At 64.9% G+C, this 15,972-nt stretch carries 10 protein-coding genes; all 10 read left to right on the top strand.

All coding sequences use genetic code 11. The features are described 5' to 3' along the window. The first annotated feature begins 9 nt into the window (after positions 1 to 9). The 10 genes from H578_RS14385 (at position 10) to H578_RS16700 (ending at position 15,936) form a co-directional block, all read left to right on the top strand. Positions 10 to 1,890 (top strand): PH domain-containing protein, encoded by a 1,881-nt coding sequence (locus H578_RS14385; protein WP_022873359.1) that lies wholly within the window; start codon positions 10 to 12, stop codon positions 1,888 to 1,890. Beyond that, positions 1,887 to 2,813, top strand: a complete 927-nt coding sequence (locus H578_RS0109000; protein WP_022873358.1) for a Rossmann-like and DUF2520 domain-containing protein — start codon at positions 1,887 to 1,889, stop codon at positions 2,811 to 2,813. The genes H578_RS14385 and H578_RS0109000 overlap by 4 nt, the downstream gene beginning before the upstream one ends. A gap of 107 nt (positions 2,814 to 2,920) precedes the next feature. Then, complete coding sequence (gene panC, locus H578_RS0108995; protein WP_022873357.1) at positions 2,921 to 3,850, top strand: pantoate--beta-alanine ligase; 930 nt, start codon at positions 2,921 to 2,923, stop codon at positions 3,848 to 3,850. Between the two features lie 55 nt (positions 3,851 to 3,905). Next, positions 3,906 to 5,918, top strand: coding sequence for a M13 family metallopeptidase (locus tag H578_RS0108990; protein WP_022873356.1), 2,013 nt, complete (start codon positions 3,906 to 3,908; stop codon positions 5,916 to 5,918). A 78-nt stretch (positions 5,919 to 5,996) separates the two neighbouring features. Then, positions 5,997 to 7,517, top strand: a complete 1,521-nt coding sequence (gene lysS, locus H578_RS0108985) for a lysine--tRNA ligase (RefSeq protein WP_022873355.1) — start codon at positions 5,997 to 5,999, stop codon at positions 7,515 to 7,517. 8 nt (positions 7,518 to 7,525) lie between these two features. Then, positions 7,526 to 7,714, top strand: a complete 189-nt coding sequence (locus H578_RS0108980; RefSeq protein WP_022873354.1) for a hypothetical protein — start codon at positions 7,526 to 7,528, stop codon at positions 7,712 to 7,714. A gap of 171 nt (positions 7,715 to 7,885) precedes the next feature. After that, the gene (locus tag H578_RS0108975; protein ID WP_022873353.1) at positions 7,886 to 8,188 is read left to right on the top strand and encodes a histone-like nucleoid-structuring protein Lsr2; all 303 of its coding nucleotides are present in this window, start codon (positions 7,886 to 7,888) and stop codon (positions 8,186 to 8,188) included. A 196-nt stretch (positions 8,189 to 8,384) separates the two neighbouring features. Next, positions 8,385 to 10,907 carry an ATP-dependent Clp protease ATP-binding subunit gene (locus tag H578_RS0108970; RefSeq protein ID WP_022873352.1) on the top strand — a complete coding sequence of 841 codons (2,523 nt, stop codon included), beginning with the start codon at positions 8,385 to 8,387 and terminating at the stop codon, positions 10,905 to 10,907. Positions 10,908 to 11,089: 182 nt separating this feature from the next. Further along, positions 11,090 to 11,710, top strand: coding sequence for a hypothetical protein (locus H578_RS14380; RefSeq protein WP_022873351.1), 621 nt, complete (start codon positions 11,090 to 11,092; stop codon positions 11,708 to 11,710). Between the two features lie 248 nt (positions 11,711 to 11,958). After that, positions 11,959 to 15,936 carry an IPT/TIG domain-containing protein gene (locus tag H578_RS16700; RefSeq protein WP_022873350.1) on the top strand — a complete coding sequence of 1,326 codons (3,978 nt, stop codon included), beginning with the start codon at positions 11,959 to 11,961 and terminating at the stop codon, positions 15,934 to 15,936. The last annotated feature ends 36 nt before the right edge of the window (positions 15,937 to 15,972 follow it).

The raw sequence follows: 15,972 nt of genomic DNA, 5'->3' as shown, positions 1-15,972 counted from the left end.
GGTCGCCGCGTGCACAACCCGTATGCTCCGCAACCGGGCGAGGAGCCCGAGGAGCCCACCGAACCGCCCCCGCAGCAGCCCCAGGACGGTGAACGCTGGTTCGACCCCACCTGGACGCGGGTACACCCGCTGAGCCCCATCGTCCAAGGGTGGTTAACGTTTATCGGTATTCCCGCGGTGGTGCTCGGTTACAACTGGGAGCTGTGGGTCGATATCTTCCACGCCGTACGCACCGGGGAGGTCATCGAGGACGCCCGCCGCAACCCGGAGCTGTACATCATCGGCAGCGGCATCGTGTTGCTCATCGCCACGCTGATCTTCGCCGGAGCGTTCCTCTCCTGGTGGTTCACCCGGTACAAGGTCACCGAAGAGCACGTCATGGTGAAATCCGGGGTGCTCTTCCGCCAACACCGCCAGGCCCGCATCGACCGGGTCCAGGCTGTGGATCTCCGCCAACCGCTGCTGGCACGGATCACCGGGCTCGCTGAGCTGAAGTTCGAGGTCGCCGAAGGCGACGGCACCGCAGTCACCCTGTCTTTCCTGCGCCGGTGGGAGGCCGAACAGTTGCGTGGGGAGATCATGGACCGCGCCGCTGGCCGCCGTCAGTACACCGCCGACGACGCCGGCACCACCACACCCGGTCATCCCCCCGGGCACGAGTGGTCGCCGCAGAGCCCCCCGGCACCGGAAGAGGCCGGCCATCCGCCGCCAGCCCACGCCCCGGGGACTTACCCCACACCCGGAGCACCACCGGGCACCGGACAGCTGCCGGGTACCGCCGGGGCTGCTGCCCCGGCGGCTGGAGAATCCCCGGCGGTGACGCCGCAACCGGAGCGGTTCATTGCCAAAGTTCCCACCGGCCGACTCCTGGGGTCGATCATCCTAGGCCCGCTCATCATGGGCATCGTCGGGATCACGGTGGTTCTGATCGTCATCGCCACGATCACCGTGACGATCGTTGCTCTCACCGACAGTGAAACCGACACCACCGATGTGCTCAGTATCTTCCTCGCCAGCCTGGGCCTGGCACCTTTCCTGGTTCCGGTGGCCATCGGTCTGGCCTTCGGGGTGTGGAGCCAGATCAACAACTCCTACGGGTTCACCGCGACGATGACCGAAGCCGGGCTGCGGCTGCGCTACGGACTGACCACCACCAACACCCAGACCGTCCCTCCCGGGCGGGTCCAAGCGGTGGAGGTCTCCCAACCGTTGTTCTGGCGGCCCTTCGGATGGTTCAGGATGACGGTCACCGTGGCTGGTTACGGGCTCGATGCCCGCAGCCAATTGCTGCCGGTGGGCACCCGATCCGATGTCATGGCCATCGCCGCAGAGATGTTCCCTGACCTGAAGATCCCCAACCCGGAGGAGCAGTTCACCCACGGGCTCACCGGCCGCGATACGGACCTGGGCTTCACCCGAGTGCCGTCCCGGGCGCGGGTCTTCGACCCACTGGTGGCCCGGCGTCGTGGGTTCTTCGTCACCCCGAGTGTGCTGATGATCCGCGACGGGTTCACCACTCGGCGACTATCTATGGTGCCCCACGAACGGATCCAGTCACTGTCGATCCACCAGGGGCCCTTCGCCCGGATGACCCGGATCGCCACCTGTTGGGTGCACCTGCCGTCCGGTCCCGTGAACACCCGGGTGAAGAACCAGGACGTCGAGGCCATACGGGAACTCTTCGCCCGGCTGGCCGATCACGCCGCGGTCGCCCGCCGGCTCACCGACCGCAACCAGTGGATGCTCCCCGAAGAGCTCGCTGAATTCGAAAAGATGGTCGAGGAAGTCCGCAAGACCCAGGACATCCCCACCGGCACCGGAATCAGTGCCGCCGACTCACCCGCACAGCCCCCAGTTCAGGGAGCATTGCGGCAGCGGGAGCAACGGTGAACACCCGCATCGACCCCTACGCCTCCGATCTGCCGGGAGCCCAACGGGAGGGACGGCTCGGTGTTGGCATCATCTCCGCCGGGCGAGTGGGCGCGGTCCTGGGTGCCGCGCTGGCCAAGGCCGGGCACCGTATCGTCGCCGCCCATGCGGTCTCCACCGCCTCCCAGGAACGGGCCGAAAACCTCCTACCCGGGGTGCCGCTGGTGCAGATCCCAGAGATCCTCCGCCGGTGTGAACTGGTGCTGCTCGCCGTCCCCGATGACAGTCTCGAAGAGCTCGTCTCCGGGTTGGCCGCCGCGGGGCACTTCCAACCCGGGCATCTGGTCATCCACACCTCCGGCCGGTACGGCACCGGTGTGCTGCAGCCTGCCCGTGATGCCGGGGCGGTGGTCCTGGCCATCCACCCGGCGATGACCTTCACCGGCCTGAGTCTGGATCTGCAGCGGCTGACCGCCTGCGCGTGTGCCGTCACCGCGGAGGAGGAGGTGCTGCCCGTGGCCCAGGCGCTCACCGTGGAGATGGGTGCTGAACCGGTCATCGTCGCCGAAGAGCACCGCGGCCGGTACCACGCGGCGCTGGCGCATGCGGCCAATCACGTCAATACCCTGACCGCGCAGTCCACGGAATTACTCGAATCCGCCGGGATCCAGGACCCCGCCCGGGTGCTCGGCCCCCTGATGCAGGCCTCCCTGGACAATGCCCTCTCCTCCGGTGCGGCCGCACTGACCGGCCCGGTGGCCCGTGGAGACATCGGGACTCTCCGTGAACACCTGCAGCTAGACCTGCCCGCCGATATCCGCACCGCCTATCTCGCCATGGCCCGAGCCACGGCCCAACGGGCGGTGGCCGCCGGGCGCATCAGCGAAACCACCGCCGCTGACATCCTCGATCTACTCGCCACCGCCGACCCGGAACATAGCTGAGGCGGAACATAGCTGCCCCAGAGCGCAGATGACCGGCTGACCGGCACCAACGGGTTGTTCGCAGCTGTTATTCGCCTCAGTGGCCCCCGGATGCCTAAGCTTCTGGGGTGACCACAGTCCACCGCAGCATCGCCGAGTTCCGGGTCGCTCTGACCGAGGCGCTCGCCCAGTCAACTGAGGCTGCCCCCCAAGGGGCCGGCGTCGTCGGCTTCGTCCCCACGATGGGGGCGCTGCACTCCGGTCACGGGGCGCTGCTTCGTGCCGCACGGCAGAACGCGCAGGTGGTGATCGCCTCGGTCTTCGTCAACCCGCTGCAATTCGACGACGACGCCGACTATCGCGCCTACCCCCGGCAGCTCACCACCGATCTCGACTTCCTCACCGAACACGGCGTCGACCTGGTGTTCGCCCCGCCGGTGGAGGAGATGTACCCCGACTACCCCCATGGCCCCCTGGTGCGGGTCACCACCGGAGAGCTCGGACGGCGGTGGGAAGGTGCTTCTCGGCCTGGACACTTCGACGGTGTGGCCACGGTGGTCACCAAACTCTTCACCATCGCCACCCCACAGCCCGGAGCGGTGATGCCCAGCGGCACAGCCCCGCAAGTAGAAGCGTGGTTCGGGGAAAAGGACGCTGAACAGGTGGCGATCATCCGCCGGCTGGTGGCTGACTTCAACCTGCCGGTGAGAATCCGCTCAGTGCCGATTGTCCGCGACGAGAACGGGCTGGCCCTTTCCAGCCGGAACCAGCGACTCAGTCGGGCCGACTACCAGGCGGCCTTAGCCCTCCCGCGCGCACTGTTCACCCTCCGGGAGGCTGCCGCGGCAGGTGACCCCCTGCCGCTTCAACGCCTCCGAGCCGAGCTAGACCGCACCGAGGGTGTGGACCTGGACTACCTCGTCGTCGTCGACCCCCACACCCTGGCCGAACTGCCGGAGCCTCACACCCCCCTGACCGGCCCGGCGCTCGCGCTGGTGGCCGCCAGGGTCGGCCCCGTCCGGCTGATCGACAATCTTGCTGTAACACCGCCCCTGTAGGCTTCCCGCTAGTGAGCCCGTCACGACCTATCTGTCCAAAGGAGTGCAGTCACCGATGACCGCCACCGCATCCTTCCCGTACATCGACGACACCGTCCGCGCCCAGGACGATCTCAACCGGCACGTCAACGGCAAGTGGCTGGCCACCGCGCAGATCCCCGACGATCTCGACGCCTATGGCAGCTTCCTCGAACTGCGGGACAAAGCTGAGGCTGATGTGCGCGCCATCCTGGAAGAGTGCGCTGAGGCCGCACAGAACCCCTCCACCGGGGAAGACGACCAGCTGCGAACCCGGATCGGCACCTTCTACTCCGCGTTCATGGACGCCCAGCAGGCCGAGGAGCTCAAGCTCACCCCGGTGACGCCATACCTCGAGGCCATCGAGCTGATCCGCAGCCCGGAGGAACTCATCCGGCACAGTGCCACCTGGCAACGCGAAGGCGTGGACGGGCTGCTGCAGGCCGGGGCGATGCGCGACGCCGGCGACCCCACCCGGATGCTCTGGCACATCATGCAAGGTGGGCTCGGTCTTCCCGATGAGGCCTACTACCGTGAAGACACCTACGCGGAGATCAGGCAGAAGTACCAGTACTACCTCACCCGGGTGCTCAGTGCCGCCGGATACGGCGACGCCGCCAGCTCCGCCGAAGACATCCTCGCCCTCGAGAAGCGCCTGGCCGCGGCCCACTGGGACCGGGTCGCCACCCGGGACGCGCAGAAGCGGTACAACCTGACCTCCCGGGCTGAGGCGGAGAAACTCTTCCCGCTGCTGCCCGAGGCGATCAGCGGCTGGGGATTGACCGAGGACCAGGCCGCAGAGATCGTCATCGGCCAGCCCGATGTGCTGCCAGCCTTCCACGCCGCGCTGACTGAGGAGAGCCTCGGCACCTGGAAGCGCTGGCTGGCGGCCCGTGTGCTCTCTTCCTTCGCACCGCTGCTGCACAGTGACCTGGTCACCGAACACTTCGAGTTCTACACCAAGACCCTCGGTGGGGCCACACAGCTCAAAGAGCGGTGGAAACGCGGTGTGGCCCTGACCAACGCACACCTCGGTGAAGACGTGGCCCAGATCTATGTGGCCCGCCACTACCCGCCGGAGGCCCGCGCTGCCATGGACGAACTCATCGCCGCGCTGGTGGAAGCCTACCGCCGCTCCATCTCCCACCTGCCCTGGATGGGAGAGGAAACCCGCAGCAAGGCGCTGGAGAAACTGCACGCCCTGCGGCCGATGATCGGCTACCCGGTGAAATGGATCGACTACTCCACCGTCCACGTCGCCGCAGACGACGTCGTCGGCAACGTCACCCGGGCCAGTGTGGCCGCCTGGGAACGGGACATCAAGAAGCTCGACGACGGCCCGGACCCGGACGAATGGCACATGACTCCGCAGACGGTCAACGCCTACTACTCCCCGCTGGAGAGCGTCATCTGCTTCCCTGCGGCCATCCTGCAGGATCCGTTCTTCACCGCCGAACGGGACATGGCTCAGAACTTCGGGGCCATTGGTGCGGTGATCGGGCACGAGATCGGCCACGGTTTCGACGACCAGGGCTCCCGCTACGGTGCTGACGGGTCCCTGACGAACTGGTGGACCGAGGAGGATCGGGCGGCTTTCGAAGAACGCACGGGCAGTCTCGTCGAGCAGTACAACGAGCTTTCCCCCTCCGTGCTTGAGGACGAGCTCACTGTCAACGGTGAACTCACCTTGGGAGAGAACATCGGTGACTTAGGCGGAGTGGGCATCGCCTACCAGGCGTACAAACTGTGGCTGGCGGCGAAGAATCAGGGTGTGGCCATCGCGCAGGTCGAGGGCCCAGAAGACAAGGACGACGACGTCGCTGAGGGCCTCACCGGCGATCAGCGGTTCTTCTACTCCTGGGCGCAGATCTGGCGGAACAAGACACGCCCTGAGCGGGCCAAGACCCTGCTGAGTATTGACCCGCATGCTCCGGCCGAGTTCCGGGCCACCCAGCCGGTGAAGAACGTGGACGCCTTCCACGAGGCCTTCGGCACCGCACCCGGAGACGGGATGTGGCTGGACCCGGACCAACGCGTCACTATTTGGTAAGGCGTGTGGGCGCCGCCTGTGGTGTCAGCTACACCCCACACGTGTTCTACGGGGTGTAGAAGACCGTAGGATAGGGGGGTGACTGCACAGAGCCCTTCCACCGAGATCGACACCACTGACCAGCGTGCCGTCCGCATGGATAAGCGGGCCCGGCTGTTCGATAAGGGGGTTGACCCCTACCCGGTGAGCGTGGAACGCACCAGCTCCCTGGCGGAGGTCCGCGCCCGTTTTCCTGACCTGGAACCCGGCGCCTCCACGGGGGAGACCGTCTCGGTGACCGGGCGGGTCATGTTCATCCGCAATACCGGCAAGCTGTGCTTCGCCACGCTGCAGGAAGGCGGACCGGAAGGTCGCGGCACCCGGCTGCAGGCCATGCTCTCCCTGGCCGAAGTTGGAGAAGAGGCCCTGGCGGACTGGAAGGCACTGGTAGACCTCGGCGACCACGTCCAAGTCACCGGTGAGGTCATCACCTCCCGGCGCGGAGAGCTCAGCGTGATGGCCAGCTCGTTTACCGTCGCCTCCAAGGCCCTACGCCCGTTGCCGGTGCTGCACGCTGACCTCAATGAGGAGACCCGGGTCCGGCAGCGCTATGCCGACCTCATTGTCCGCGATGAAGCGCGTCAGATGGTCTACACCCGCGCCGCGGTGACCCGAGCCATCCGTGACACCCTCCACTCCCTGGATTATGTGGAGGTAGAAACACCTATTCTTCAGCTGGTGCACGGGGGAGCCCAGGCGCGGCCTTTCCGCACGCACCTCAATGCCTTTGACCAGGACATGACCCTGCGGATCGCCACCGAGCTCTACCTCAAGCGCGCCGTCGTCGGGGGTATTGACCGGGTCTATGAGATAGGCCGGGTTTTTCGGAATGAGGGCGTGGATTCTACGCATTCTCCAGAATTCACCACACTGGAATCCTATGAAGCCTGGGCGGATATGTATGTCATGGCCGAGCGGATGCAGCAGATGGTCCTCAACGCCGCTGACGCCGTGGGTGCTGGCCGCCAGATCGACACCGCCGAGGGCACGATCAACCTCGACGGTGAGTGGGCATGGGTCTCGGTGTATCCGGGCCTCTCTGAGGCCGTGGGGGAGGACATCACCGTCGAGACCGACGCGCAGACGCTCCGCAGGATTGCTGCAGAACACGACGTCGACGTCGCAGCTGACTGGGATGCCCAGAAGCTGGTGATGGAACTGTTCGGAGAGATCGTCGAGCCCACGCTGATCCAACCAACATTCGTCTGTGACTACCCGCCGGCGGCTCAGCCACTGGCCCGCCCCCACAGGGATAAGCCCGGGGTGATTGAGGCCTGGGACCTCATTATCGGCGGCATGGAGCGCGGCACGGCATTCAGTGAGCTCATCGACCCGGTGGTTCAGCGTGAACGGCTGGTGGAACAGTCCCGCAAGGCTGCTGCCGGGGATGATGAGGCCATGCAGTATGACGAGGACTTCCTCCGCGCCCTGGAGTACGGGGCCCCGCCGATGGGTGGGATCGGATTGGGGATCGACCGATTGGTGATGCTCTTCACCGGTGCCGGGATCCGGGAAACGATCCTCTTCCCGCTGTTGAAGCCCGAGGCGCAGGAAGGCTGAGGGTACCGATGGACACTTTCTGGACCTACTTTGAAGTCCTGGCCCCCTCGATCGGTGTGGGGCTGGTGTTTTGGTTCGCTATTCGATCGATTTTTCGGGCAGACAGGTACGAACGAACTACTGAAGCGCAGGTGCGTGAAGAACTGTCAGAACAGCCCGTTGAACAGGAAGAACCCACTGAACGTGATGGCAAATGAAGCTGAATTTTTCCTGAAATAGTTCGAGTTGACGCCGTTTCCTGTTTCTTGAAACACTGAGCTCGTTGCCGCAGCTTCTTGCTCGCGGGACTGACCATCAGCAAAATGCCGGAGATCAGTGTGTACGGGGTGGGTTTCCGGGCCATGTCTAAACAGTGAGGTGCTTGAAAAATGGCGAAGAAGGTTGAAGAGGTTCTCGTCGACGATCTCGACGGTTCCCCGGCCAAAGAGACTGTGACTTTCGGTCTCGACTCCCGGTTCTACGAGATCGACCTCAATGAGGAGAACGCCAAGGAATTGCGGGACGCTCTGCGTAAGTTTGTGCGCAAGGGCCGGCCGATTGCCCCGCCGACCCCGCAGAATGAGGCCAAGCAGATCCGCGAGTGGGCCATCGCCAATGGCTACCAGGTGGCCAAGCGCGGTCGCCTGCACCGCGACATTGTTGAGGCCTACCGCAACGCGAAGAAGCGCTGAGGAAATTGATGTGACCCTTCGCACATTTTTTCTGGTGTGAGGGGATGAAATACCCCGGGTGCCGCTGTGTGCAGTGCGGTTGCCCGGGGTGTTTCGCGTATCGGGGACTTTTCCCTGTGGCGAACAGGGGAGTACGACGTCGTCGGCTGGCCGTAGTCTTGAGACTCAGAGCGACATCGAGGAGTGTTTGTTGGCTATGTTCGAGCGTTTTACCGACCGCGCGAGGCGGGTAGTGGTGCTGGCCCAAGAAGAGGCCCGCATGCTCAATCACAACTACATCGGCACTGAGCACATCCTGCTGGGCCTCATCCACGAAGGCGAGGGTGTGGCCGCCAAAGCCCTGGAGTCTCTGGATATCTCCTTAGGTGGCGTGCGGGAGAAAGTGCAGGAGAAGATCGGCCCTGGGCAGAATGCTCCCAGCGGGCACATCCCCTTCACCCCCCGTGCCAAAAAGGTGCTCGAACTCTCCCTGCGCGAAGCCTTGCAGCTGGGACACAACTACATCGGCACTGAGCACATCCTGCTCGGTCTCATTCGTGAGGGTGAAGGTGTTGCCGCCCAGGTGCTGGTAGAGATGAACGCCGACCTCAACAAGGTTCGCCAGCAGGTCATTCAGCTGCTTTCTGGATACTCCGGTGGAGGCGGGGAGCAGCAGAAGGCTGGTGCCGGCGTCGGGCAGGGTGGCTCCTCCGAGGGCACCCCCGCCGGTTCAGTGGTGCTGGACCAGTTCGGCCGCAACCTCACTGCTGCCGCCCGAGAAGCTCAGCTGGACCCCGTGGTGGGTCGTGACTACGAGCGCGAACGGGTCATGCAGGTGCTCTCCCGCCGGACCAAGAACAACCCGGTGCTCATCGGTGAACCCGGGGTGGGCAAGACCGCTGTGGTCGAAGGCCTCGCCCAGGCCATCGTCAACGGGGATGTGCCGGAGATCCTGCGGGACAAACAGCTCTACACCCTGGATCTGGGGTCCCTGGTGGCCGGTTCCCGCTACCGCGGTGACTTCGAGGAACGCCTGAAGAAGGTGCTCAAGGAGATCCGCACCCGTGGGGACATCATCCTGTTCATCGACGAAATCCACACCCTGGTCGGTGCCGGTGCCGCCGAAGGAGCCATCGACGCCGCCAATATCCTCAAACCCATGCTGGCCCGCGGTGAACTGCAGACCATTGGTGCCACCACCCTGGATGAGTACCGCAAGCACATTGAGAAGGATGCCGCTCTGGAGCGGCGTTTCCAGCCCATCCAGGTGGAAGAGCCCTCCGTGGAGACCACGGTGCAGATCCTGCGCGGACTGCGGGACCGCTACGAGGCCCACCACAAGGTCTCCATCACCGAGGAGGCTCTCGAGGCCGCGGCGAACCTGGCTCACCGGTACATCAATGACCGGTTCCTGCCGGATAAGGCCATCGACCTCATCGATGAGGCCGGTGCCCGGCTGCGCATCCAGAAGATGACGGCTCCGCCGGAGCTGAAGGAATACGACGCGAAGATTGAGGAAGTCCGGCGGGAGAAGGAAGCCGCTATTGACGCCCAGGACTTCGAAGGTGCCGCCGCGCTGCGCGACAAAGAGCAGAAGCTCGTCGAGGAGCGCAATGAGAAGGAAGAGGCCTGGAAGTCCGGGTCCATGGATGAGATCGCCGAGGTTGACGCTGACCTCATCGCTGAAGTCCTGGCCTTCTCCACCGGTATTCCGGTCTTCAAGCTCACTGAGCAGGAATCCGACCGGCTCAAGCGGATGGAGGAGGAACTGCACAAGCGCGTCATTGGCCAGGATGAAGCGGTCAAATCCCTCTCCCGGGCGATTCGCCGCACCCGTGCCGGCTTGAAGGACCCCAACCGCCCCTCCGGCTCGTTTATCTTCGCCGGGCCCACCGGTGTCGGGAAGACCGAGCTGGCCAAGGCGCTGGCCGAGTTCCTCTTCGGAGATGAAGATGCGCTCATCACCCTGGATATGTCCGAGTTCAGTGAGAAGCACACCGTCTCCCGGCTCTTTGGTGCCCCTCCGGGGTATGTGGGCTATGAGGAGGGTGGCCAGCTGACGGAGAAGGTCCGGCGTCGTCCGTTCTCCGTGGTCCTCTTTGACGAGGTGGAGAAAGCCCACGCCGACTTGTTCAACTCCCTGCTGCAGATCCTCGAAGACGGTCGCCTGACCGACTCCCAGGGGCGGGTGGTCGACTTCAAGAACACAGTCATCATCATGACCACCAACCTGGGGACCAAGGACATCTCCAAGGGTGTGATGACCGGGTTCACCTCGTCGACTGATACCACCACCAACTACGAGCGGATGAAGGGCAAGGTCAATCAGGAACTGCGCCAGCACTTCCGCCCCGAATTCCTCAACCGTGTGGATGACACCATCGTGTTCCCGCAGCTGGAGCAGCACGAGATCGTCCGGATCGTGGACCTGTTCGTCAAGCGACTGCAGTCCCGGTTGGCTGAACAGAGCATGACACTGGAGGTCTCCACCGAGGCCAAGGAATTCCTGGCGGAGAAGGGCTACGACCCCACGATGGGTGCCCGTCCACTGCGCCGGACGATTCAGCAGCTCATCGAAGATCAGCTCTCCGAGCGGATCCTCTACGGGGACATCCCCCAGGGGGCTGAGATCAGCATCGGCCTCACCGGTGAAGGTGAGGACCGCGAGCTCACGTTCGACTGGAAGATGCCTGCCGACCAGCTCGAGGCGGCCGAAGAGCCCGCTGAGATCGAGGCCTAAACCCTCCCTCTTCGACTACGAAAGCCCCGGGGCGCTCACCGCGTGGCCCGGGGCTTTCGTATGCTCTGCAGAGCTGTGCTGGCCGCTGGTCACCCGTGAGAGAGGGACGTCATACTCACGGTGATGTCCGGCCCTCCGATTAGCATCGAAGGCACGTACCCAGGACGTGGAGAGGCGGCAGCATGCGTGAGGCGACCAGCGGACAGGACCCGAACACCAGCACCGGCAAAAACAACCCCGGTCAAGACGGCCGGGACAACGAGGACATCCAGGAGAAAAACCTGGAGGAACTCAAGACCGAGCTCGGCGTGGACTCATGGGGTGATGTCGGTCCCGAGCAGTTGCTGCGTCTGGGTGAGGCCCGTGCGCTCGGGGACATCGACCCGGAGACCGCCCGCAATGCGCTGGGGACGATTCCGCATTTCAAGGAACTCGTCGTCGAGACCTCTGAACATCTCAAAGCGACGGTCTCCGATGCCAACGCCTCCAATGACCGCAGCCAGGAGCGGGTATACGCGACGTTCGAGCGGGTCCAGCACAGGATTGACAAGGAGCTTGAACGCGATGACCTCACCCCGGAGCGCCGGGACCACCTGTTGGAGCTGATGCTCAAGGCCGCTGATAAGTCGTATGAGAAGGACACGGAGAACAAGCGGTACCTCGGGGACACGATGAAGACTGTGGCGAAATGGAGTGCCGGCGCGATCGCCGCCGTCGGTGCCGTCGCCGTGGCCGGAGGCGCGGTCGTGGCGCGCGAAGTCATCCAGCAGCGCGGCTCCAACGGCGGCCAGAACCGGGGCTGAAACACCGTGTGAGTTTCTGGAACGGTTCAGTAGGTGTTCGGCAACGCGCTTGATATGTGACTGAACCCACGGCTCATCTCGGCAAACGCTGTTATCAAGCTGTGATGCAACTGAACATCCTGAGTGTGCCGGGTGAACGTGGACGTTCTCCGTAACCTTGGCTGTATTCATCCTGAGGCTAACTGTAAGTAACTTTTAGTTGCTTGAGTCAACGAAGTCACTCGTACTTCGTCTTGACCAAGGGGCCCATGGTGAATAAAAGCCGTGCATCGGCGCGTGCACTTCAGCCGCGCCACCAGCCAGGCAGGTTCGCCGCCGTCGCGCTGACCGCACTGCTGGTGCTCACCGGAATCGGCATGGGCCCTGGTCAGCCTGCGCATGCTTCCCTCGGCGGGCAGGTGCAGACCCATCCCGTGGACGGGACGCTGCACCCGATCATCGCCGAGGGTTCGGCCAGCGGCATCGTCAACACCCTTATTGACTTCCCACAGATTCTCGGGGATGAGGGGGATTACCAGCTCCCGGGGCTCAGCGCACCCACCGGCGATGAGAACGGTCACGGCAGTGCTGAACAGGAGCTCCCAGTCGGCCCGGTGGACGGTGTCATCACTGATGCTGAGGACGGGACAGTCGATGAAGACCCCGGCCGTGGACTGAATATCGACGGGGGCCACGAAAGCATTATTCGCACCCCCGCTGGGTTGCGCGCGGTGAGCCAGGTTGAGGGTTTCGAACTCAATGTTGCTGAAGTCAATGAGCGCATTGGGGCAGTGCTGGGCCACGACGAAGTCGCCTACGCCGACCAGGTGCGCACGGAAGCCTTCGCTGCGGTGTGGGATGAAGTAGAGGTCAGCACCACCGTCAGCGGACTGCGTCTCCTCGGAGAAGACATCACCCTCGAGGACGGTCGGCTCGAAGAGCCGGTCAGCCGGGAAACCACGATTGAGAGCAACGACATCCCGGAACTGATGCGTAGCCTCGGGGTCCGCGAAAGCGACATCGAGGAGTACGCCGGGCTCATCAGCAGTGGCACGATCCACGCCACGTTCACCGTGACAGCCGACACGCCCGAGGCCGGGGGGCTGCAGATCGGCGCGGATCTCGACATCAGCCTTCAGGTCAGTGCAGGCCTCCTGGGTAGTGCTCAGGCGGGGTCCGAAGGTGCCGTGCTTGAGGTGACAGTCGCAGGTGTGGCTGCTGAGTCACCGCAGCCCATGGTGCCGCACACCCTGGAACTTGAGTCCACCGAAGCAGGAGTGGGCCAAGAGGTCACCGTCACCGGAGAGGGGCTGGCTCCCCGGGTGACCGCGGTCTATGTCGGCGGTGTCGAGGCCGAGGCAGAGGTTGCCGAGGACGGACGCTCCCTCGTCTTTGAGGTTCCCGACGGTCTCCCCTCCGGTGAGCACCCGGTCACCGTCGTGGCCGCGGATGCTGAGGTGGCTGTCGGTGACCTGCAGGTGGTCCGCGATGACTTCGAGGTCACCTCGGTCAGGCCGCGCACCGCTGCCGACGGGTCCGAGGTCACGATCCACGGCGCCGGTTTCTTAGCGGGAGAGACCTCGGTCTTCGTCACTGACGCTGACGGGGAGATCGCCGTGATCCCTGCAGCTGAAGTCACGGTCGCCGAGGACGGGGAGACTCTCACCGTTCGGCTGCCCGAAGGCCTAGCCACCGGCGAAGCGACGGTGAGCGTCGAGACCGCTGGCCGTACAGGCTCCGCTCCGGTGGATATCACGGCGCTGACGCTCGAACCCATCACCGCTACCGGTGGTGGGGGTTCTTTCGCCCTGGAGACCACGACCCAGGCCGTGCGCCAGGAGGAAAACCACTCCAGCGGTCTCACCAGCCCTGATTGGCCGAGCCTGAACAACCCGGCGGGGACGACCTCCGGCCCCGTCCGCGCCGGCGACGTGAAGGTCCCGGCGCCGGATGAGGCCGGATTCGGTTCATCTGCCGATGCTGCTGCCGGGCTGACCACCACCGTCACCCGCGACCTGGAAAGCATCGAGTCCACCGTGATCGGGGAGAACGTCACGCTGGAGCTCCCCGCGCCCTGGGACCACCTGGTGGAGGCACCTGTCACCGTGGATGCCCTGGAGGTCACCTCCTCTGCCGCCCACACCGGGGAGACCTCAGCCTCGGTGGAACTGGCCGGTATGCACGTCTTCGGTCAACCGGTGGACCTCACCGACGGGCAGGTCACTGAGGCCCAGGAGTTCAGCCTCCAATACGACCACAACGACATGCGCCAGCACCGGCTCATGGACGGCACCTTCTGGTCCGCGGCCCATGAGGGCTACGACATTATGACCCAGGACGACCGCAACCTCATTCACCTGTGGATCCGGGTAGAGCCGCTGGCCGTCACCGAGGACGACGACGCCGCCTCCGCAGGAGCCTTCCGCCTGGTGGGGGATCTCCGCTACCGCTACCGTGGCGAAGGCCCAGAGGTTCTGTGGACTCAGGGTATTCGTCGCCACGGTTCTGGCTACAGCGATAACGGCGAACGGGTCAACTTCTTCACCCAGGACGTCGCCGTCGCCACGGCCCAGGCGCCTGAGCCCGTTGTCTCCGCCGTCACGGCAGCCGCACCGAACCTCATTGACGCCGGCGACGAGATCACTCTCACTGGCCGTGGTTTCACCGCTGAGACCGTGGTCCTCTTCGATGACCGAGAGATCACTCCCGAGACGATTGTGGACAACGGCACGGAACTGCGCTTCACCACCCCTGAGGATGTGTCACCGGGCACCTATGTGGTCGGTGTCCGCACCGCAGCGGGGCAGAGCAGTGTGGACCGAACCATCACTGTGACCAGCCAGCCGGAAGTCACCGCCCATCCGCAGGACCAGACGGCAGGGGTCGGAGAAGCCGTCTCCTTCACCGCGGCCGCAGACGGTCACCCTGCCCCGCGCCCCCAGTGGCAGCGGCTGATCGACGGGCAGTGGCACAACATCGAGGGCGCTACCGGCAACCACTACACCGTGGATCCGGAGGTTGACGACGACGGCGCCCAGTTCCGTGTCCTCTACATCAGCCCCATTGCCGAGGTCGCCACGGATCCAGCGACCCTCACCGTGGAACTGCCACCCACAGAGGAGCCGACCACCCCGGCGCCGAGCGAGGAACCCACACAGGAGCCCACCGAAGACCCCACTGCTGCCCCGACGGAGACTCCCACAGCAGGACCCACAGCGGACCCATCGGAGGAGCCCTCAGAGGAACCCTCCGACCCGTCGACACCCCCGGCGGATGAACCCACCCCCGAACCGACCTCCACCGGACCTCCCACCGATGAGCCAACCGCTACCGATGAGCCAACCGAGGACCCCACCGAACCAGTGGAGCCCTCAGAGAACCCCACGGACACCCCCACCACAGAACCCACACCGGAGCCGACCGAAGAGCCGACGGCCGAACCCACTGGGGAACCGACGCCGACGTCCACGCCCACGGAAGACCCCGCCGAACCCACCGAGCAGCCAACCAGCACCCCGGCTCCGCTGAGCAGCGAGGAAATCGACCAACTGGAGCCCATCGCCACGGACGTGGAAGACCGCCGAGTCACCGCAGACCTCGGCGAACAGCACGCCACCGGCTGGGTCGCCGCCTTCATTCACTCCGACCCGGTGTTCCTGGGCTGGCACCAGACCGACGCCCAGGGCCGCCTCACCGTGGAACTCCCCACGGATCTCCCCACCGGTGAGCACCGTCTGGTGATCCTGGATGCACAGGGTGAACCCCTCGGCATGGCAGTTCTCAGCCTCGAGGATCAGCCAACTGACGACCCCACCCCTTCTGACCCGACATCGGAACCGGACCCAGAACCCACCACGGAACCGACTGACACCACCGAACCGATTGACACCACGGAACCGCCTCAGGAGCCGAGCTCCGAGCCTTCAGACGCACCTTCCAGTGCACCGAGCCCGGACCCGTCAGAAGACCCAAGCTCCGAGCCCACACAGGACTCCACGGCAGAGCCGACCACCACGCCCACGGGGGAGCCCTCGGAAGCCTCACACCCCGAGGGTGAGACCTCATCAGGCGATCCCGAAACCGCCCCCGCCTCTCCCAAGCCGTCCCAGGGGTTGGCCGTGACCGGTGCCGAGACCACGGCCCTGGGGCTCGTGGCACTGGCGCTGCTGGCCTGGGGAGGGATGCTGATCCTTGCCGCGCGTCGCTCCCGCGCTGCTGCTGCCGAAGACCCCCCTGAATCCACCTGACCGCTGTACCCCACCCCTGAAATGAAGAACCCACCA

Source organism: Nesterenkonia alba DSM 19423 (assembly GCF_000421745.1).
Classification (GTDB): domain Bacteria; phylum Actinomycetota; class Actinomycetes; order Actinomycetales; family Micrococcaceae; genus Nesterenkonia; species Nesterenkonia alba.
Note: the sequence above shows the minus strand (reverse complement) of the source record. Positions and strands in the feature narration are given on the sequence as shown.

What these genes read in the sequence shown, in the direction of transcription:
- H578_RS0108990 (WP_022873356.1), top strand. Translation starts at nt 3,906, where the DNA reads ATGACCGCCACCGCATCCTTCCCGTACATCGACGACACCGTCCGCGCC.
- H578_RS0108980 (WP_022873354.1), top strand. Translation starts at nt 7,526, where the DNA reads ATGGACACTTTCTGGACCTACTTTGAAGTCCTGGCCCCCTCGATCGGT.
- H578_RS0108975 (WP_022873353.1), top strand. Translation starts at nt 7,886, where the DNA reads ATGGCGAAGAAGGTTGAAGAGGTTCTCGTCGACGATCTCGACGGTTCC.
- H578_RS0108970 (WP_022873352.1), top strand. Translation starts at nt 8,385, where the DNA reads ATGTTCGAGCGTTTTACCGACCGCGCGAGGCGGGTAGTGGTGCTGGCC.
- H578_RS14380 (WP_022873351.1), top strand. Translation starts at nt 11,090, where the DNA reads ATGCGTGAGGCGACCAGCGGACAGGACCCGAACACCAGCACCGGCAAA.
- H578_RS16700 (WP_022873350.1), top strand. Translation starts at nt 11,959, where the DNA reads ATGGTGAATAAAAGCCGTGCATCGGCGCGTGCACTTCAGCCGCGCCAC.